20 protein-coding genes are annotated in these 17,803 nt (G+C 67.4%); 11 read left to right on the top strand and 9 right to left on the bottom strand.

Annotation, left to right across the window (positions count from 1 at the left end):
* Positions 1-52: 52 nt before the first annotated feature.
* Entirely contained in the window at positions 53-1,234 is a 1,182-nt protein-coding gene (locus FQU85_RS11380) for a redox-regulated ATPase YchF (protein WP_145847983.1), read from the bottom strand.
* Between the two features lie 90 nt (positions 1,235-1,324).
* Between FQU85_RS11380 and FQU85_RS11385 the strand changes: the two genes are divergently transcribed.
* Positions 1,325-2,386 (top strand): CNNM domain-containing protein, encoded by a 1,062-nt coding sequence (locus tag FQU85_RS11385; protein ID WP_145847985.1) that lies wholly within the window; start codon positions 1,325-1,327, stop codon positions 2,384-2,386.
* On the opposite strand, the gene FQU85_RS11390 is transcribed toward FQU85_RS11385, so the two are convergent.
* Complete coding sequence (locus FQU85_RS11390) at positions 2,387-3,235, bottom strand: polymer-forming cytoskeletal protein (RefSeq protein ID WP_145847987.1); 849 nt, start codon at positions 3,233-3,235, stop codon at positions 2,387-2,389. It abuts the gene before it with no gap.
* A gap of 51 nt (positions 3,236-3,286) precedes the next feature.
* Entirely contained in the window at positions 3,287-3,865 is a 579-nt protein-coding gene (locus FQU85_RS11395; protein WP_145847990.1) for a GNAT family N-acetyltransferase, read from the bottom strand.
* Positions 3,866-4,098: 233 nt separating this feature from the next.
* Between FQU85_RS11395 and FQU85_RS11400 the strand changes: the two genes are divergently transcribed.
* From FQU85_RS11400 to FQU85_RS11425, 7 genes are all read left to right on the top strand, one after another.
* The gene (locus FQU85_RS11400) at positions 4,099-4,296 is read left to right on the top strand and encodes a DUF5800 family protein (protein ID WP_145847992.1); all 198 of its coding nucleotides are present in this window, start codon (positions 4,099-4,101) and stop codon (positions 4,294-4,296) included.
* Between the two features lie 35 nt (positions 4,297-4,331).
* On the top strand, positions 4,332-4,463 hold the full coding sequence (locus FQU85_RS13725) for a hypothetical protein (protein WP_255473789.1): 132 nt from the start codon (positions 4,332-4,334) through the stop codon (positions 4,461-4,463).
* 14 nt (positions 4,464-4,477) lie between these two features.
* On the top strand, positions 4,478-4,699 hold the full coding sequence (locus FQU85_RS11405; RefSeq protein WP_145847994.1) for a hypothetical protein: 222 nt from the start codon (positions 4,478-4,480) through the stop codon (positions 4,697-4,699).
* Positions 4,700-4,774: 75 nt separating this feature from the next.
* Positions 4,775-5,965, top strand: coding sequence for a branched-chain amino acid ABC transporter permease (locus tag FQU85_RS11410; RefSeq protein ID WP_145847996.1), 1,191 nt, complete (start codon positions 4,775-4,777; stop codon positions 5,963-5,965).
* Positions 5,962-7,269 carry a branched-chain amino acid ABC transporter permease gene (locus FQU85_RS11415; RefSeq protein ID WP_145847998.1) on the top strand — a complete coding sequence of 436 codons (1,308 nt, stop codon included), beginning with the start codon at positions 5,962-5,964 and terminating at the stop codon, positions 7,267-7,269. The genes FQU85_RS11410 and FQU85_RS11415 overlap by 4 nt, the downstream gene beginning before the upstream one ends.
* Entirely contained in the window at positions 7,262-8,140 is an 879-nt protein-coding gene (locus FQU85_RS11420; protein WP_145848000.1) for an ABC transporter ATP-binding protein, read from the top strand. Before FQU85_RS11415 ends, FQU85_RS11420 begins: the two co-directional genes overlap by 8 nt.
* A complete protein-coding gene (locus FQU85_RS11425) occupies positions 8,137-8,883 on the top strand; it encodes an ABC transporter ATP-binding protein (protein WP_145848003.1) in 747 nt (248 codons plus the stop codon). The genes FQU85_RS11420 and FQU85_RS11425 overlap by 4 nt, the downstream gene beginning before the upstream one ends.
* A 79-nt stretch (positions 8,884-8,962) precedes the next feature.
* Here FQU85_RS11425 and FQU85_RS11430 read toward each other — a convergent pair whose 3' ends face one another.
* From FQU85_RS11430 to FQU85_RS11440, 3 genes are all read right to left on the bottom strand, one after another.
* Positions 8,963-10,246, bottom strand: coding sequence for an ABC transporter substrate-binding protein (locus tag FQU85_RS11430; RefSeq protein WP_145848005.1), 1,284 nt, complete (start codon positions 10,244-10,246; stop codon positions 8,963-8,965).
* A gap of 90 nt (positions 10,247-10,336) precedes the next feature.
* The gene (locus FQU85_RS11435; RefSeq protein WP_145848007.1) at positions 10,337-11,140 is read right to left on the bottom strand and encodes an aminoglycoside N(3)-acetyltransferase; all 804 of its coding nucleotides are present in this window, start codon (positions 11,138-11,140) and stop codon (positions 10,337-10,339) included.
* A 191-nt stretch (positions 11,141-11,331) separates the two neighbouring features.
* Complete coding sequence (locus FQU85_RS11440; protein WP_145848009.1) at positions 11,332-12,543, bottom strand: proteasome-activating nucleotidase; 1,212 nt, start codon at positions 12,541-12,543, stop codon at positions 11,332-11,334.
* A 111-nt stretch (positions 12,544-12,654) separates the two neighbouring features.
* Between FQU85_RS11440 and FQU85_RS11445 the strand changes: the two genes are divergently transcribed.
* The 3 genes from FQU85_RS11445 to rad50 are packed head-to-tail and all read left to right on the top strand — an operon-like array spanning position 12,655 to position 16,787.
* Positions 12,655-12,903, top strand: coding sequence for a helix-turn-helix domain-containing protein (locus FQU85_RS11445; RefSeq protein WP_145848011.1), 249 nt, complete (start codon positions 12,655-12,657; stop codon positions 12,901-12,903).
* A 42-nt stretch (positions 12,904-12,945) separates the two neighbouring features.
* Positions 12,946-14,124, top strand: a complete 1,179-nt coding sequence (gene mre11 / locus FQU85_RS11450; RefSeq protein WP_145848013.1) for a DNA double-strand break repair protein Mre11 — start codon at positions 12,946-12,948, stop codon at positions 14,122-14,124.
* Entirely contained in the window at positions 14,121-16,787 is a 2,667-nt protein-coding gene (gene rad50 / locus FQU85_RS11455) for a DNA double-strand break repair ATPase Rad50 (protein ID WP_145848015.1), read from the top strand. Before mre11 ends, rad50 begins: the two co-directional genes overlap by 4 nt.
* Here the strand turns inward: rad50 and FQU85_RS11460 are convergent.
* The 3 genes from FQU85_RS11460 to FQU85_RS11470 are packed head-to-tail and all read right to left on the bottom strand — an operon-like array spanning position 16,774 to position 17,715.
* A complete protein-coding gene (locus FQU85_RS11460) occupies positions 16,774-17,199 on the bottom strand; it encodes a hypothetical protein (protein ID WP_145848017.1) in 426 nt (141 codons plus the stop codon). The two genes, rad50 and FQU85_RS11460, sit on opposite strands and share 14 nt — an antisense overlap.
* Positions 17,196-17,489: a hypothetical protein gene (locus tag FQU85_RS11465; RefSeq protein ID WP_145848019.1), complete on the bottom strand. Its 294-nt coding sequence runs from the start codon at positions 17,487-17,489 to the stop codon at positions 17,196-17,198. The genes FQU85_RS11460 and FQU85_RS11465 overlap by 4 nt, the downstream gene beginning before the upstream one ends.
* Before the next feature lie 31 nt (positions 17,490-17,520).
* Positions 17,521-17,715, bottom strand: coding sequence for a hypothetical protein (locus tag FQU85_RS11470; RefSeq protein ID WP_206022045.1), 195 nt, complete (start codon positions 17,713-17,715; stop codon positions 17,521-17,523).
* Positions 17,716-17,803: the final 88 nt, after the last annotated feature.

The raw sequence follows: 17,803 nt of genomic DNA on the forward strand, positions 1-17,803 counted from the left end.
ACTCGCGCTTGGCGCTCGTTCGCCCTTGCAGGAGCCCCCAGGCGCGGACGTGTCACTTCGCGGTGCTGACGATCTTGATCACGTCGCCGTCTTCGAGTTCGTAGGCGTCCGAGACTTCCATACTCGTCTTGGCGTCGACAGCGTGGAGGTAGCCGTCGCCGATGTCGGAGTGGACGGCGTACGCGAGGTCGACGGGCGTGCTGCCGCGCGGGAGGAGGTGGGCGTCGGGGAGGACGTTCCCCTGGCCGTCCGTCCACTTCGAGGCGTCCTGAACCGGGTAGGCGGTGATGTGGTCGAGGAGGTCGTAGACGGCGTAATCGAGCGCGCGCTGGACGCCGGTGCCGCCGTACTCAGCCATCGTATCTGAGAGCGCGTCGAGGAGCGCGCGCTGGTCGTCCGGAAGTTCGCCGACGACCTCGAACGTGGAGTCGCCCGGGTCGTAGTCGATAGCGCCGGCGTCCGCGCCGCGGCGGAGCGCGAGTTCGCCCTGAGCGGTCGCGGGAATCACGGGCTTGTCCAGGTCGCGGAGCGCGTCGACGTTCTCCTCGGGGGCGGCGTCTATCTTGTTCGCGACGACGACGATGGGTTTCGTGCGCTCCCGGACGAGGGTGGCGAGGGCTTCGCGGTGGTCGTCCCCCCACGCCATCGGACTCTCCGGGTAGTCGAGTTCGCGCAGGCAGGCCGCCACGTCGTGTTCGGTCGCGCCGAACCCCGTGAGGAGGTCGGTGAGCGCGTCGTCCATGTCGAACCCGGGGCTGCGGGACTGGCGCTCGACGGTCTCCCAGTTCCGGTCGATGATGCCGGCGAGCCAGAGATCCATCTCGCGCTCGATGAAGTCGATGTCTTCGAGGGGGTCGTGACTCCCGATTTCGACGGGTTCGCCCTCGGCGTTCGTGCCGCCGGTGGCGTCGACGACGTTCAGGATGGCGTCGGCGTTCGTGAGCTCGTCGAGGAACTGGTTCCCGAGGCCTTTCCCCTCGTGCGCGCCCGGGACGAGCCCCGCCACGTCCAGGAGTTCGACGGGGACGTAGCGCTTCCCGTCGTGGCAGTGTTCGTGTCCGCAGCGCTCGTCGCGTTCGAGGCAGGGGCAGTCGGTGCGGACGTGGGTGACGCCGCGGTTCGCGTCGATGGTCGTGAACGGGTAGTTCGCCACGTCCACGTCCGCCATCGTCGCCGCCGTGTAGAAGGTGGACTTGCCGGCGTTCGGCTTCCCGGCGAGCGCGAGAGAGAGCATAGCCCGAGTAGTCACAGCGCCGAAGAATGGCTTTCGGTTGCTGACAGTCGCCACAAGGGCTATTCGGCGTCGCGGGAAACGCAGGGGACGATGAACTCGCTTGAGATTGCGATACGTCTCGTCGCGGGGCTCGGGCTGATTCTCGCGAACGGCTTCTTCGTCGCTATCGAGTTCGCGCTGACGCGCGCCCGCCAGTTCACCGAGGAGGAGTTCGTCGACGGGAACCCCGCGCTGGAGCGCGCGTGGGAGATGACGAACGACCTCGAACTCTACCTGACGACGTGCCAGGTCGGGATTACGGCGTCAAGCATCGCGGTCGGTATCGTCGCCGAACCCGCGCTCGCCGCCATCTTCGAACCGGTGTTCCACGGGACGTTCCTCGCGTCCGTCGGCGCGGGCGCGGTGCTCGCGTTCCTCCTCATCAACCTCCTCCACCTGACGCACGGCGAGCAGACGCCGACCTACCTCGGCGTCGAGCGCTCCCGGTTCGTCGCGAAGTACGCCGCGGCGCCGCTCTACTGGTTCCACTACGCTATCTCCCCCATCATCACGCTCGGCGACGGCATCGCGAAGGGAACGCTGCGGCTGTTCGGCGTGGAGATGACGGGCGCGTGGCTCGAAACCGAGACGGACGTCATCGAGAGCCGCGCCGACCTCCGCAACCGACTCGAATCAGTGCTCGAACGCGGCGACCTCTCCGAGGAACGCCTCACGGAGGTCGTGAACGCGCTCGACGTGGGAACGACCGCGGTGACGGACGTGATGGTCGACGTCAACGACGTGGTGTTCCTCTCCACCGCCGAGTCAATCGAGGAGAACCTCCACCGGCTCACCTCCTCGCCGCACACGCGCTATCCGCTCGTCGGCGAGACCCCCGAAGACCTCGCCGGTATCGTCTACGTCCCCGCCGTCATCGACCACATCGACGACATCCGGTCGGGCGAAATGACGCTAGAGGAGGTCGCTGCAGCGCCGATGACGCTCTCCGGGGACACCACCGTCAGCGACGCTATCGATCAGTTTCAGGCGGAGAGCCAGGAGCTCGCGCTCGTCCTTCAAGCGGGCGAGGTCGTCGGATTGGTCACCGCGACGGACGCGTTCGAGGCCGTGATGGGCGAAATAGAGGACCCGCTCGACCAGCAACGCGACTGACTACTCGGGTTCTCGCTCCACGTCCGTCCCCGCCATCCGCGTCTCGCCGCTCGCGCGAATGGAGCCGTCAACGGCGGCCTCGGGCTGGATCTCCACGTCCGTTCCGGAGACGTTCCCGAGGACGAGCGCACCGGACTCGATGGTCACGTCCCCGCCCCGCGTGGTCACGTCGCCGTGGATCTTCGTGTCGGGGCCGACCACGATGTCGCCCTGCGCGCGCAGGCTCCCGAAGATGTTGTTCTCCCGCCCCACGGTGATTTCGGTGGCGCGCACGTTCCCGTGAAGCCGGCACTCGTCCCCGATGGTCGCGGGAGTGGAGACGCGCCACGCGTCGTCGCTGACGTGCGCGCTCCGCGGCACCCGGACGGGTTCCGCTTCCTCCGCGTCCGTCAGTTCGTCCACGAGGTCCTGAGCCTCCTCCTCCTCGCCGATGCGGAGGAGGTGGGAGAGGTAGACCATGAAGAAGACGATGGTCGGCATCGGGTTCCGAATCACGATCCAGCCGTTCGCTTCGAACCCTTCAGTGATGTCCACGTCGTCGCCGATGTCGAGGTCGCCGCCGACGACGAGGCGGCCGTCGATGTTCACGCGCTCGCCGAGGTAGGCGTCCGCGCCGACGAGCACGGTTCCGTCGACCTCGCACCACATGTCGAGGCGGCAGTCGCCCTCGGCTTCGATGTTACCGTCGAACTGCACGCGTTCGCCCGCGATGACGTTGTGGCCGCGAACCCCGAACTCGACGGTGCTCTGTCCGCCGACGAGCACGTCCCCGTCCGTCACGAGGTCGTGTTCTTCGACCGTCGTCCCGTCCGGAATCGAGAGTTCGTCGAGGGGGTCCGTGCCCAGCACACACCGATTCTGGACGGCAGGGTGTAAAAGCCTCTCGGAGGACTCGACCCCCTATCCGTGCGCGGTCTCGTACTCCTCGCGGGTGACGGTGTACCGGACTTCGTCGTGGACGCCGCCGTCCTGGTCTGCGAGCGCGTTCCGCAGGCGGCCTTCGCGGCGGCCGCCGTGGCGCTCGACGTACTTCGCGATGGCGCGCGCCGACTGTTCGTTCTCGGGGACGTGACTCACCTGCACGCAGTCGAGGTCGAGCGTGTCGAACGCGAGCCCGAGGAGGGCGTCGGCGCGTTCGCCAGAGTACCCGCGGCCCCAGTACGGCTTGCGGAGCCAGCAGCCGAGCGTCCCCAGGTCGCGCTCCCAGTCCACGCCGAGACCGGTCGCGCCCGCGAGTTCGTCGGCGTCCCGCGGGAAGATACCGTACTGCGCGCTCTCGGCGTCCGCCCACTGTTCGCGGACGTGGTCGAGGTAGTCTTTCGTCTCCTTCGGCGTGTCGTGCGGACTCCACGTCGTGTGCTCGGTTATCTCCTCGATTGCGGGGTCGTGCGCGCACACCTCGTAGTAGTCGAGCACGTCCACGTGTTCGTCGAGGCGTTTCAGTTCGAGTCGGTCGGTTTCGATGGTTTCCGGAAACATCTGTCTTGGTCGGTGGGTGGAAGCGATGCGTCAGAAGCGGAGGGGCGAAGAGAGCGCGCCCGGCGCGCGAGGCGGGTGAGGCCCGCGTCACGCGGCTGAGCGCACTGTCCGCTCCCGACTGGTGACTGCGAATGTACTGAGAGCGGACATCGTATCCGAACCAACCGCTTGCGGGGAGTTCAAACTATCGCCGTGACGCGACGTTTTTACTCGTAGAATGCCTTCTCGTCTCTATGACCACGATGTCGTTCGACGAGGAGGGCGTGGACGCCGTCTACGCCGGGACGGAGTTCCGCCTGGAGAAGGAGATGATAGAGGACGCGACCGAGAAGCCCTATCCGGACGTGACCGACCACGACGTCATCAAACTCATCGAACCGAACCCGAACCTCTCGGGAGAGCCGCGGCGCATCGCGGACATCCTCGACTGACACGTTTTAATACCCTCGGCGGCGAGGGAGCGAGTATGAGCGCTCAGTCGTTCGACCACCCGTCGTGGACGGCCGCCCTCGGAACCCTCGTCAGCTACCTCCTCGTGCTCGCCGGCATGACCGTCCTGTTCTTCGGCGTGCCCTACCTGCTCTTCACCGCGCTCTGATGAATAGGGCCGATATGCCCGACGCACTCGACACCGACTCTCGGCTGCTCGCTGGGTACGCTGTCGTCCAGATCGCACTGCTCTCCTTCTCCTCCCTCGCGGTGACCGCGCTCGGCTTCGGAAGTCCCGGCTTCATGCATTTCGGGATGCCGTGGTACCTGTTCGTTCCCGGGCTCTGGGTTCTCGTTTTCGGCCTCGCGTTCGCCGCGTTCGCGCCGCGCGTCCGCGGGCCCTGACGACCTGTCACGCGAATATCGGGAAGTATCGGTCCGAGCGGAGCATTATTGAACACCCGTGTCCTGACACCACCCATGGGTATAGAAAACAATGGACAGTCCGCCATCGAACGGGGGGTCGCGTTCGCCAAAAGCGGCCCGGGCGGCGCGCTCGTCGTCGGGTTCGGCGCGTTCCTCGTCGTCGACCTCATCCTGAAACTCGCCGGCGTCGGCGCCAGCGTCTCCCTCGCGACGGTTCCGGTCGTCAGCGCGATACCGGTCGTCGGCGACCTCTCCGGCGGCATCGGCGGCGCGATTCCGTTCGGACAGTTCGGTAGCTACGTCTGGAACGGCGTCGTCATCGGCCTCGTCATCGGCCTCGCGAGCATCGGCCTCTCGCTCACGTACAGCATCCTCAACTTCGCGAACTTCGCGCACGGCGACTACCTCACCGCGGGCGCGTTCTCCGGCTGGGGGGTCACGTACGTCGTCGCCGGGTTCGGCGGCCTCGACCTCGTCAACCTCGTCCTCCTGCGCGCGCCGCCGGGCGACGTGGGCGCGAACCTCTGGCTCTCCCCGCTCGCGGTCGTGCTCGGACTCGTCGTGTCCATCCTCGCGACGCTCGTGTTCGCGCTCGCCATCGACCGCGTCGTCTACCGCCCCATCCGGGACGCGGACGGCATCTCGCTCCTCATCGCGTCCATCGGTGTCGCGTTCGCGCTGCGCTACCTCATCAGCCTCGTGTTCGGGAACAGCCGCCGCATCGTCACGTCGACCGAGAACCTCCCGAGCGCCACCATCGGCGGCGTCATCGTGAACGCACACGAGGTCGCGCTCATCGTCATCGCCGTCGCGCTCATGCTCGGCCTGCACATCCTGTTACAGCGCACGAAACTCGGGAAGGCGATGCGCGCGATGGCGGACAACCGCGACCTCGCGCGCGTCACCGGCATCCCGACCGAGCGCGTCATCAGCACGACGTGGATAATCGGCGCCGGCCTCACGGGCGCGGCGGGCTTCCTGCTCGTGCTCAGCCAGGGCGGCCTCGGGTTCACGACCGGCTGGCGGCTCCTCCTCCTCATCTTCGCCGCCGTCATCATGGGCGGCATCGGCTCCATCTACGGCGCCATCGCTGGCGGCCTCGTCATCGGGCTCGCCAGCCGGGTGTCGCTGGTGTGGCTGCAGGGCGACTGGTCGGCGTTCGCGCGCCCGACCGCGTTCCTGCTGATGATTCTCATCCTCCTGTTCCGCCCGTCCGGCATCTTCAGCGGGGTGAAGACCACATGAGCGAGACCGAAGAACCGAGCCTCCTCACGCAGGTGGTGCGCAACGACGCGTTCAAGGTCACCGTGCTGTTCGCCGCGATCTGGGCGCTGTTCTACGCGCTCAGCGCGTTCCTCGGCTACCCGACGTACGGCGTCGTCGCGACTCTCCGCCGGGTGACGTTCCTCGCCGCCGTCTACGCCATCGCCGTGCTCGCGCTGAACATCCAGTGGGGGTACACGGGCCTGTTCAACATCGGTGTCGCGGGCTTCATGGCGGTCGGCGCGTACACCACCGTCATCCTCTCTGCGAACCCCGGCGGCTCCCCGCCCGGCCTCGGCCTCCCGCTCCCGGTCGGCGTGCTCGGCGGCATCCTCGCCGCCGTCGTCATCGGACTGGTCGCCGCGCTCCCGGCGTTACGGCTGGACGCTGACTACCTCGCCATCGTCACCGTCGCGTTCTCCGAAATCATCCGTCTCACGCTGAACTCGCCCGTCCTCATCGAGATCACGGGCGGTGCGAGCGGGTTCGACAACCTCCCGACGAGCCCCGTGCAAAGCCTCCTGCTCAGCGACCCCGGGAGCATCATCTCCGAACCGACCGCGATCGGCGCGTTCGTGTTCGGGCTCGGCGAACCGCTCGGCCTCACGCGCATCGTGCTGATAAACGTCGTCTACACGGTCGGCGTGCTCGTCGTCCTCCTGCTCGTCTACCTCCTGCTCGAACGCGCCGGGAAGTCTCCGTTCGGGCGCGTCCTCAAGGCGATTCGGGAAGACGAGGTCGCCGCGCAGTCGCTCGGGAAGAACACGCAGAGCTTCAAGGTGCGCGCGTTCGCGCTCGGCTGCGGACTCATGGGGCTCGCCGGAATCCTCTGGTACGCGATGGGGCCGCGCGCCTCCGTCGTCCCCGCGAACTTCCGGCCGGAGCTCACGTTCTACATCTTCATCGCGCTCATCATCGGGGGCGCCGGTTCGAACACCGGCAGCATCATCGGCGGCGCGGTGTTCGCGAGCCTGCTGTACGAGGCGCCACCGCTGCTCTCCGACGTCGTCGTGAAGCTGCTCGCGGACTACAACGTCACGCTTCCGAGCGCGCCAGGGAACGTCGTGACGACGGTCGCGAGCGCCGACCCGCTCGCCGTCCTGGCGTTCCTGCTGGCGAACATCGACACGCTACGCTTCATATTCATGGGCGTCCTGCTCGTCCTGCTCGTGCAGTACAAGCCGGACGGCCTGCTGGGCGACCGCACCGAAACCGCGGCCGCCGTCCCGATTTCCGAGGACAGCCGTCCCGCGGGTTCCGACGCGGGAGGTGAGACCGATGAGTGACGCCGACAACCCCGATATCCCCGAGACCGACGACGAACTGGACGCGGAGCCCGAGTCGCAGGACTCGCCCGCCGAGAGAGCAGCGAAGACGACGCCGACGAGCCTCCCGCTCCGGGTGAACGACCTCCGGAAGGAGTTCGGCGGCATCACCGCCGTGGACGGTGCGACGTTCGCCGTCGAGGAGGGCTCGCTCACCGGTCTCATCGGCCCGAACGGCGCCGGGAAGTCCACGACGTTCAACTGCATCACGGGCGTTCACGAGCCGACCAGCGGGAGCGTCCACTTCCGTGACGAGGACATAACGGGCGAGCCACCCCACGAGATCGCCCAGCGCGGTCTCGTGCGGACGTTCCAGATCGCACGGGAACTCGAAGAGATGACCGTCCTCGAAAACATGATGCTCGCGCCGGGCGGACAGTCCGGCGAGTCCGCGACCCGCTCCGTGCTCCCCGGTCTCCGGTCGGGCGTCGTCGCGGAGGAGGATGCGGTTCGCGAGCGCGCGTGGGAGACGCTCGACTTCTTCGAAATCGACCACCTCGCCGGGGAACGTGCGGGCAACCTCTCCGGCGGCCAGCGCAAACTCCTCGAACTCGCGCGGGCGCTGATGACCGACCCGGACGTGATGCTGCTCGACGAACCGTTCGCCGGCGTCAATCCGACACTGGAGGAGAAACTCCTCGACCGCATCCACGAACTCCGGGAGGCGGAGGGACTGACCTTCCTCCTGGTCGAACACGACATGGATCTCATCATGGAGAACTGCGAGCACGTCATCGTCATGCACCAGGGCCGCGTCCTCGACGAGGGGCCGCCGGAACAGATAACGGAGAACGAGGAAGTTATCGAGGCCTACCTCGGAGGGACGGTATGACCGACGCCGCGACGGACGCCCGGCTCCCCGAGGACGAGGCTGGCCTGCTCTCCGTGCGCTCGCTGGACGCGGGCTACGGCGACCTCCAAGTGCTCTCCGACGTGGATTTGGACGTGCGGGACGGCGAGTACGTCACCATCGTCGGCCCGAACGGCGCGGGGAAATCGACCGTGATGAAGTCCGTATTCGGCCTCACCACCTACATGGACGGCAGCATCACGTTCGCCGACACCGAAATCCACGGCTGGAACCCCGAGGACATCATCCACGAGAGCCTCGGGTACGTCCCCCAGAACGAGAACGTGTTCGCGGGCCTGAGCGTGCGCGAGAACCTCGAGATGGGCGCGTACATCCTCGACGAAGTCCCCGAAGACCGTCTGCGGGACGTGTTCGACCGGTTCCCAATCCTCGAAGAACGCCAGGAGCAGACCGCGGGCTCGCTCTCCGGCGGCCAACAGCAGATGCTCGCGATGGGGCGCGCGCTCATGCTCGACCCCGACCTCTTGATGCTGGACGAACCCTCGGCGGGCCTCGCGCCCGACCTCGTGGAGGACATGTTCGACCGCATCGACCGCATCAACGACGACGGCACGTCCATCCTGATGGTCGAGCAGAACGCGAAGGAGGCGCTGCGGCGCTGCGACCGCGGGTACGTACTCGTACAGGGCGAGAACCGCTACATGGACGACGGCGACACGCTGCTCGGCGACGAGGAGGTCCGCAAGGACTTCCTCGGCGGCTAGACTGCTCGACTTTTTTCGTCGCGCCTCGCGTCGCTGCGCTCCGAGTAGGTCGAAAAAAGAAAAGCGAGTGTCGGTCAGTTCAGGCGGTGTAGCTGATCTGGTCGATGGTGCGGATGCCGCCGCCGGCCTCGAAGCCGAAGTACTCGTAGGTCGCGGCCTTCAGGTCGCCGTTCTCGTCGAAGTCGACCGCGCTGGACGCGCCCTTGTACTGGATTTCGGTTCCCTCCGCGGCCATCGTGAGACCGTCAGCGAGCGTGCTCGGCGTGACCTCTTGACCGCCGGGGTTGGCGACCGCCTGCATCTCCTGAGCGATGGCTGCGCCGCTGTTTTCGCCCGCAGCGGCGTTGGCGAGCAGGCAGACGGCGGTCGCGTCGAACGCCTGCGACGTGAACACGCCGGGCTCGTTCCCGAACTCCTGTGTGAACTGTTCGGTGAAGTACTGCTTGCCGGGGCCGGCCGCGAGCGGCGCGGTACCGGTGACGTTGGACATGTCGTTGCCGACGTCCGCGGGGAGGCTCGCAGACCGGAGGCCGTCCGTGACGAGGATCGGGATGTCCGAGTTGAAGTCCGAGTAGAAGTCCCGGAACAGCTGTTTGCCGCTCTCGGGGTAGCCGATGACGACTATCACGCCGGGGTCGTCGGAGAGCGCCTGCTGGAGGCGTGACGTGTACGAGGACTGGGCTTTCGGGTACGACACCTGCTGGAGGATTTCGCCGCCGTCGTCCCTGAACGCGGTCGCGAAGCTCTGGGAGAGCAGTTGCCCGTAGGAGTTGTTGACGTACAGCGTCGCGGCCGTGGAGGCGTCGAGCCGTTCGGTCGCGACCTGCGCGAGGACTTCGCCCTGCAGCGCGTCCGTCGGCGGCGTCCGGTAGATGAGGCCGTTGTCCTGTAGGTCGGTGATTGCGGGTGACGTGCTCGCTGGCGAACAGCCGACCATCCCGGAGGGGATGAAGACGTTCTTCGCGACGGCGAGCGTCACTTCGGAGGACGCCGCGCCTGTGACCGCGGGATATCCGGAGTTACGGAGTGTCTGTGCGGCGGACTGCGCGGCGTTCGGGTCGGTCTGCGTGTCCTGTTCGGAGAAGTCGAGCGTGAAGTCCGTCTCGCCTTCGAGGAGGATGCGCGGGAGGATGGCGCCGTTGTTGATGGGGACGCCGAGATCCGCGAGTCCGCCCGTCGTCGGGAGGAGCACGCCCTGCTTGAGGGTGCGCGCGCTGGACGCGGTCGTCGTCGCCTGTGTGGTGTCGCCACCGCCGGTGGTGGTGTCGTCGCCCCCGCCGTTGCTCGAACAGCCGGCGAGACCGACGATGCCTGCCGCCCCGACGCCACGAATCACGTCCCGTCTATTGACATAGGATGGCATACCTCAAGGTTTGGCTACCACCACATAAATCTGTTCCGAGAGTTTTGGCAGAATTTGCCCGTCAACGGGCCAAAGCGGGCTGGAACGCCGCTATCGGTTCCGGCTGAACCACTCGGCCGCGTAGTCGACGAGCGCGCGCTGGTCGAGCAGTTTCGCGTCCGCTGCGCCCACGCGTCCCCTCTCGACGCCCACGTCGTCCTCGAACGCCGCGCCCACGACCGGGAAGTCGTCCGTCGTCCGCTCGACATCCGCGAACTCGACCCACTCGCGCTCGCCGTCCACCAGTAGTGGTCCCTCCTCGACGGTTTCGTCCCGCTCGTACTCCGCGCGGGTCTCCGCGAGGTGGAGCGAGGTGTTCGTCTCGTGGTCGGTTCCGAGCATGAGGACGAGTCCGTCCCGGTCGTAGACGGCGGAGAGCGGCGATTTCTCGCCGAGTCCGCGGTCGAGTTCGTGACCCGCCACGATGGCGTCGGCGTCCGCGCCCCACGCCGCGAAGGAGTACTGGAGATGGTCGCTCCGCACCGTGTCCGGGTATGTTCGGAAGCACTCCGGAACCGCCCCGACGCCGCGCGAGGGGGTGGCGTCGGGTCGGAACGCCGGCATCGACTCCCGAACCGCTGGGAGCCACGCGTCCGGAATCGGCGGGTTCTGCCAGACCGATGGCGTGCAGAGGTGGCTCGTGTGCGTCGGCACCACAATCGTCCCCGACTCGGTGACGGCGTCCCGGAGCGCCCCGACGACGCCCTGCGCGCCACCGGGCACCCAGCCCAGGCTCGACATCGACGAGTGGACGATGACGGTTTCACCCGCCACCTCGAGGTCGCGGAGGTCGCTCGCGAGTCGCGCCGGCGTCACCGGCTCGTCGACCGCCGCAACCGCGTCTCCTTCGCTCATACCACCACACGGCGGCACGGCCGGCATAAGTCTTCTCGGAGACGGCGCACTCACTGAAAGAACTGGCAGGAGCCAAATAAACGGATGGCGATAGCGGGCGTCACAACCGCGGGAGCGCCCGGCAGGGCGCGACCACGCTGGGTTGGGACATTAAAGGGGTTTTTCGGGCGCTCCGCGCCCGAAAAAGGCTTTCAGGCGAACGTACGGGAGACGTCCGGTTCTTCGGTGTCGTTGGTGAGTTTGTCGTAGGCGTTCCGGAAGTCGTTCATGCTGACTTCGTCGCGGTCGTCGCGGATGGCGAACATGCCGGCTTCGGTGCAGATGGCTTTCACGTCCGCGCCGGAGGATCCGTCGGTCTCCTCGGCGAGTTCGGTGAAGTCCACGTCGTCGGCGAGATTCATGCCGCGCGTGTGAATCTGGAAGATCTTCTCGCGGCCCTCCTCGTCGGGGTGCGGGACTTCGATGAGGCGGTCGAACCGGCCGGGGCGCAGGATGGCGCGGTCGAGCATGTCGAAGCGGTTGGTCGCCGCGATGATGCGGATGTCGCCGCGCTCCGAGAAGCCGTCCATCTCGGAGAGCAACTGCATCATCGTCCGCTGGACTTCGGCGTCACCACTGGTCTTCGAGTCCGTGCGCTTCGAAGCGATAGCGTCGATCTCGTCGATGAAGACGACGGCTGGCTCGTGGTCGCGCGCGACCTGGAAGAGGTCGCGGACGAGTTTCGCGCCCTCGCCGATGAACTTGTGAACGAGTTCGCTGCCGGCCATCTTGATGAACGTCGCGTCGGTCTGGGCGGCGACGGCTTTCGCCATCATCGTCTTCCCCGTTCCGGGCGGGCCGTGGAGGAGCACGCCGCTCGGCGGGTCGATTCCGACGGTGTCGAAGATGTCGGGGTTCTCCATCGGGAGCTCGACGGTCTCCCGGACTTCCTGCAGTTGGTCGTGGAGGCCGCCGATGTCCTCGTAGCCCACGTCGGGGGACTCGTCCACCTGCATCACGCGGGCGCGAACGTCGGCCTCGTCGTCGAGGCGTTGGACGACGGAGAGGCTGTTGTTCACGGCGACGCGCGCGCCGGGTTCGAGGTCTTCGCGGAGTTCCTCCGTCACTTCGGTGAGGGCTTCCTGGTTGTTCCCGTGCTGTTTGATGATGGCGCCGTTGTCGTTGAGTTCCTGGACGGTGGCGACGAACAGCGGGGACTGCTTGAGCTTCTTGTTCTCGTGGTTGAGGCGTTCGAGTTTCTGCTGGTACTTGTTGTTCTCCGCGTTCGCGTCGAGCAACTCGTCTCGCATCTCCTCGTTCTGCTCCTCGATGACGTCGAGGCGCTCCTGCAGGGCGTCGATTTTCTCCTGCTTGGACGCGCCGTCGTCGTACGGGAGGTCGACGTCGTCGACGGTGTCAGTCATCACCAGTGTTAGGGCGGCGGTTCCTAAATGAGTTCGGGTGACAGTGATATTACCATAAGTAATTAGATAGAACCGAAGTTATTATCTTCCGGTATGCTGTAGGCGGTGGTGATGAGCGCCATTCAGTCCGCCGAAGCCGACACCCTCGAACGCGTCCGCGACCTCCCGCCCAGCGCGAAACTCGTCGCGAAAGTCCTGGAGTACGAGGACACCCTCACCCAGAGCGAGATAGCCGACGAAACCCTCCTCCCCGCGCGCACCGTCCGCTACGCGCTCACCCGCCTCGAAGACGAGGGCCTCGTCGACTCCCGCTTCTCCTTCACCGACGCCCGGAAACGCCTCTACAGCCTCGACGTCTGAGCGCCGAACCTTTATCCGCGAACGCCGGAGTAGGGAGTGACAATGACGCGCGTCATCCACACGGGGGACACACACCTCGGTTATCGCCAGTACCACTCCCCCGTGCGTCGCCAGGACTTCGCGGACGCGTTCCGGAGCGTCGTCGAGGACGCCGTCGAGGACGACGTGGACGCGGTCGTGCACGCGGGCGACCTCTACCACGACCGCCAGCCCGGCCTCCCCGACCTCCTCGACACCATCGACATCCTCACCCCGCTTCGCGAACACGACATCCCCTTCCTCGCGGTCGTCGGGAACCACGAGAGCACCCGGCAGGGCCAGTGGCTCGACCTCTTCGAGACGCTCGGCCTCGCAACCCGACTCGACGCCCAGGGAACCGTCGTGGGCGACACGACGTTCTACGGCCTCGACTACGTTCCCGAGTCGAAGCGCGACCAGCTCGACTACGAGTTCGCTACGCCGGAGACGGCGCACGCCGCACTCGTCTCTCACGGCCTGTTCACGCCGTTCCCGCACGCGAACTGGGAGACGGAGACCGTACTCGGGGAGGCGAACGTCGAGTTCGACGCGCTCCTCCTCGGGGACAACCACGCGCCCGACCGCGCCGAAGTGCTGGACACGTGGGTGACGTACTGCGGGTCGACCGAGCGCGCGAGCGCGAGCGAACGCGACCCCCGCGGCTACAACATCGTCACGTTCGACGACGGCGCGGAGATTACGCGCCGCGGCGTCGACACACGCGACTTCGTCTTCCTCGACCTCGAACTGAAGGGCGACGAGGGCACCGCGTACGTCCGCGACCGCGTCCGCGAGGCCGACGTGACGGACGCCGTCGTCATCGCCACTATCGAAGGGGAGGGCGGCCAGGTGACGCCCGCCGACGTGGAGGCGTTCGGCGAGGAGCGCGGCGCGCTCGTCACGCGCGTGAACGACCGCCGCGAAGTCGAGGACGAAGCGGACATCGACGTGAGTTTCGCCGACCCCGACGAGGCCGTCCGGGAGCGCGTGCGCGAACTCGGACTGAGCCAGACCGCGCGCGACATCGACGAGGCCGTCCGGGAGAGCAAACTCGCCGACGCGAACGTCCGCGATGCGGTGAAAGACCGCGTGCAGGAGGCGATTTCGGACGCCCCCGACCCCGGCGACGGAGCGGCCGGCGTGACGGAGGAAGAAGCGGCCGACGAGAACGACGGACAGGCGGCGATGGGTGAGTTCCAGTGAAGTTCGAGCGCGTCAAGATTCGGAACTTCAAGTGTTACGACGCGGAGGACGTGCGACTCGACCGCGGCGTCACCGTCGTGTACGGCCTGAACGGGAGCGGGAAGTCGAGCCTCCTCGAAGCCTGCTTCTTCGCGCTGTACGGCACGGACGCCGTCCCCGGCACGGCGAACGAGGTCGTGACGACCGGCACGGAGGAGATGGCGGTGACGCTGTGGTTCACGCACGACGGCGACGAGTACGAGCTCTCCCGCGAGCTCAAGCTGCGCGACGGCCGCGTCGGCCGCCACGACTGCGTCCTCACCACCCCCGCGGGGAGCATCGAGGGCGTGACAGACGTGGAGGCGCACATCGTCGAGCTGTTGCGAATGGACGCGTCGGCGTTCGTGAACTGCGCGTACGTCCGGCAGGGCGAGGTGAACAAGCTCATCAACGCCAGCCCGAGCGAGCGCCAGGACATGATAGACGACCTCCTCCAGCTCGGGAAACTGGAGGACTACCGCGAGCGCGCCGGGGACGCCCGCCTCGGCGTCGAGGACGTGCTCACGGAGTACCGGAGCCGCCTCGACCAGCGCGCGGAGGACGTGAACGAACTCGAAAACCAAGCCCTTCACGAGCGCCGGAACGCCCTGCAGTCGGACCTCGCGGAGGTCGAGTCCGAAATCGAGCGCTTCGAGGAGAACCAGCAGAACGCCCGCGAGACGAAGGAGGAGGCGGAGCGCGTGCTCTCCGAGTACGAGGAGAAGCGCGAGGAACTCGATTCGGTCCGGGAGACCATCGCGGACCTCCGCGAGGACATCAGCGACACCGAGAACGAACGCGACAGCCTTCAGGAGACGCTGCGCGAGCACCGCGAGCGCGCGAGCGACCTCGACGACCGCGTCGAATCGCTCCTCGCCGACACCGACCTCGACGGGGACGCCGGCCTCGACGCGGTCGAGGCGCGCCGCGAGGAACTCGACGCGGAGCGCGAGACCGTGCAGTCGGACGTGCAGGAGGTCGCGAACGAGATGACGAGCGACCGGAAGGACGCCGAGTCCTTCGAGGAGCGCGCGGACGACCTCGCGGAGCGCGCTGCGGAGGCGCGAGAGCGCGCGGACGACCTCGAAGCCGCCGCGGCGGACGCCGCCGAGGAGGTTGCGGAACTCGACTCGACCATCGCGGACATCGAGAGCGACATCGAGGAGTCGCGGGAGGCGTTCGCGGACGCGCCGGTCGCGTTCGGCGAGGCCACCGAGTACCGCGAGCGACTCGAATCGGAGCGCGAGGAGCTGCGCGCGGAACGCACGGACGTCCGGGAGGAGCTGGCGTCCGCGCGGTCGCGCGTCGAGGACGCCGAGGAACTGCTCGCGGAGGGGAAGTGTCCGGAGTGCGGGCAGCCGGTCGAGGGGTCGCCGCACGTCGCGTCCATCGAGGAGTACCGCGAGCGCGTCGGCGACCTCGAAGCCGACCTGGACGGCATCGAGAGCGACATCGAGGACGTGACGGACCGCATCGAGCGCGCGAGCGAGCTCGAAGCCGTCGAGCGGACGGTCGCCGACCTCGAATCCCGCCGCGAGTCGAAGGCGGAGGTCCGGGAGGCGAAGGCGGAGACGGTCGCGGAGAAGCGCGACGACGCGGCGGCGGCCCGCGAGCGCGCGGACGACCTCGAATCGCGGGCCGAGGGGAAGCGCGAGGACGCGGCGGCGGCCCGCGAGCGCGTGGAGGAGCGGCGGGAGCGACTCGGGGACTTGCAGACCGAGAAGCAGTCGCTCGACGAGCGGATCGAGCGGCTCGGCGACCTCGCGGAGGCGTTGCGGGAGCGCGAGCGCGAGCGCGACGCGGCCGAGCGCGTGGCGGAGAAGCGCGAGAGCCTCGGCGAGCGAAACGAGGAGCGCCGCGAGCGCCTCGCGGAACTCCGGGAGCGAAAGCGCTCGCTCGAATCCGCGTACGACGAGGAGCGCATCGAGACGGCGGAGGCGAACAAGCGGGAGGCCGAACAGTACCTCGAACAGGTCGCGGGGAAACTCGACTCGTTGCGCGAGCGCCGCGACGAAATCCAGGGGGAACTCGGCGGCGTGAAGAAGGACATCGAGACGCTCGAACGGTTGCGCGAGGAGCGCGACGCCCTCGAAGAGACGGTCGAAGAACTCCAGGACGTGCACGGGGAAACGGAGGCCCTCGAATCGCTGTACGGCGACCTGCGGGCGGAGTTACGCCAGCGGAACGTCGACCGGCTGGAGCGCCTGCTGAACGAGACGTTCGACCTCGTGTACCAGAACGACTCGTACGCCCGCATCGAACTGGACGGGACGTACGAGCTGACGGTGTACCAGAAGGACGGCGAGCGTCTCGACCCCGAACAGCTCTCGGGCGGCGAGCGCGCGCTGTTCAACCTCAGCCTCCGGTGCGCCATCTATCGGTTGCTCTCCGAGGGCATCGAGGGATCGGCGCCGATGCCGCCGCTGATCCTCGACGAACCGACCGTGTTCCTCGACTCCGGGCACGTCTCACAGCTCGTGGAGCTGGTGGAGTCGATGCGGGAGGTCGGGGTGGAGCAGATTCTCGTGGTGAGTCACGACGAGAGCCTGCTCGGCGCGGCGGACGATCTGGTGCGAGTGCAGAAGGACGCGACGACGAACCGCTCGCACGTCGAGCACGACACCCCGACGCTCAACGCCGAGTGAGGAGTTTCGCGACGCCGCGGTCGCCGGTCGAGGTGAGAGTGTACGCGGGCTCGCCGGCGACGGTGGCTTCCTCGACGACCCCGGCGGCGCGGCACTCCGTGAGGAGGCCGAGGAGGTCGCTCTCGCAGAACGAGTAGTCGGTGAGCATGTCGCGGACGGGCCGCGGCCCGTTCTCGTGGAGGTCGAGGAGGAGGCCGAGCGACCGGTCGTCGTGGGCGACGCGCAGGACGGCGCGCACGCTCTCGGGGACGGCGGCGGCCCGGGTTTCGAGCGCGGGGCTGTCGAGCGGTTCGACGGCGTCGTTCGGGGCGTACGCTTCCTCGCCGGTGTCGGGGTCGCGGAGGAGACTGCTCTCCGCGGACTCCTTCACGAGCACGTACACGTCGCCGTCGTATCGGACGGGTCGGGTCATTCGTCTCGCCGCGCGACGAGTTCGCCGATGCGGGCCTTCGAGCGCTTGTAGTCTCTCGCGCAGTACGCGAGGACGGCCGCGCCGGCGAGCGCGGTGCCGCCGCCGACGACGAGGAGGCCGCGGAACGCGAGGAACATGAGGCCGAGCGCGAACAGGAGGATGCCGACGTTGAGGAAGGCGACGAGCTTCCAGAAGCGGAGTTTTATCTCCGCCGGCACCTCCGTGGACTCCCCGTCCTCGTCGTCGTCGGAGTCGGGGACGGCGGTCTGCGGTTTCAGCGGATTGTACACGGATAGAGGGAGCCGTCGGAGCGAAGAAAAGTTATCGCTGCTCGGCGAGCGGCGTCGCGTTCGTGGCCTTGAGCCACGCGAGCGGGTTGTCCGCGTCGTAGAGTACGACCCCGTCTTCGGTGTCGTAGGACTCGACGGTCGGACCCTCCTCCCCCTCCGGCAGCTGGGGTACGTGGTTCCGGCGCTCTTCGTCACCCGTCGTCGCGTGGTCGGACACGTGTGTCACCTCACCCCACGATAAGAAATACCATGGTATAACCCTTTTCCCCGGCGGTCGGCGGACGCAGGGTCTTTTAGTCGGGCGCGACCAAGGG

Origin of the sequence: Salarchaeum sp. JOR-1 (assembly GCF_007833275.1) — an archaeon.
In the GTDB taxonomy this organism is placed as follows: Archaea; Halobacteriota; Halobacteria; order Halobacteriales; family Halobacteriaceae; genus Salarchaeum.

Bases quoted from the DNA above. Each gene is read 5' to 3' on its own strand.
- FQU85_RS11380 (WP_145847983.1), bottom strand. From the start codon at position 1,234: ATGCTCTCTCTCGCGCTCGCCGGGAAGCCGAACGCCGGCAAGTCCACC.
- FQU85_RS11385 (WP_145847985.1), top strand. From the start codon at position 1,325: ATGAACTCGCTTGAGATTGCGATACGTCTCGTCGCGGGGCTCGGGCTG.
- FQU85_RS11395 (WP_145847990.1), bottom strand. From the start codon at position 3,865: ATGTTTCCGGAAACCATCGAAACCGACCGACTCGAACTGAAACGCCTC.
- FQU85_RS11400 (WP_145847992.1), top strand. From the start codon at position 4,099: ATGACCACGATGTCGTTCGACGAGGAGGGCGTGGACGCCGTCTACGCC.
- FQU85_RS13725 (WP_255473789.1), top strand. From the start codon at position 4,332: ATGAGCGCTCAGTCGTTCGACCACCCGTCGTGGACGGCCGCCCTCGGA.
- FQU85_RS11405 (WP_145847994.1), top strand. From the start codon at position 4,478: ATGCCCGACGCACTCGACACCGACTCTCGGCTGCTCGCTGGGTACGCT.
- FQU85_RS11410 (WP_145847996.1), top strand. From the start codon at position 4,775: ATGGGTATAGAAAACAATGGACAGTCCGCCATCGAACGGGGGGTCGCG.
- FQU85_RS11415 (WP_145847998.1), top strand. From the start codon at position 5,962: ATGAGCGAGACCGAAGAACCGAGCCTCCTCACGCAGGTGGTGCGCAAC.
- FQU85_RS11420 (WP_145848000.1), top strand. From the start codon at position 7,262: ATGAGTGACGCCGACAACCCCGATATCCCCGAGACCGACGACGAACTG.
- FQU85_RS11425 (WP_145848003.1), top strand. From the start codon at position 8,137: ATGACCGACGCCGCGACGGACGCCCGGCTCCCCGAGGACGAGGCTGGC.
- FQU85_RS11430 (WP_145848005.1), bottom strand. From the start codon at position 10,246: ATGCCATCCTATGTCAATAGACGGGACGTGATTCGTGGCGTCGGGGCG.
- FQU85_RS11435 (WP_145848007.1), bottom strand. From the start codon at position 11,140: ATGAGCGAAGGAGACGCGGTTGCGGCGGTCGACGAGCCGGTGACGCCG.
- FQU85_RS11440 (WP_145848009.1), bottom strand. From the start codon at position 12,543: ATGACTGACACCGTCGACGACGTCGACCTCCCGTACGACGACGGCGCG.
- FQU85_RS11445 (WP_145848011.1), top strand. From the start codon at position 12,655: ATGAGCGCCATTCAGTCCGCCGAAGCCGACACCCTCGAACGCGTCCGC.
- mre11 (WP_145848013.1), top strand. From the start codon at position 12,946: ATGACGCGCGTCATCCACACGGGGGACACACACCTCGGTTATCGCCAG.
- FQU85_RS11460 (WP_145848017.1), bottom strand. From the start codon at position 17,199: ATGACCCGACCCGTCCGATACGACGGCGACGTGTACGTGCTCGTGAAG.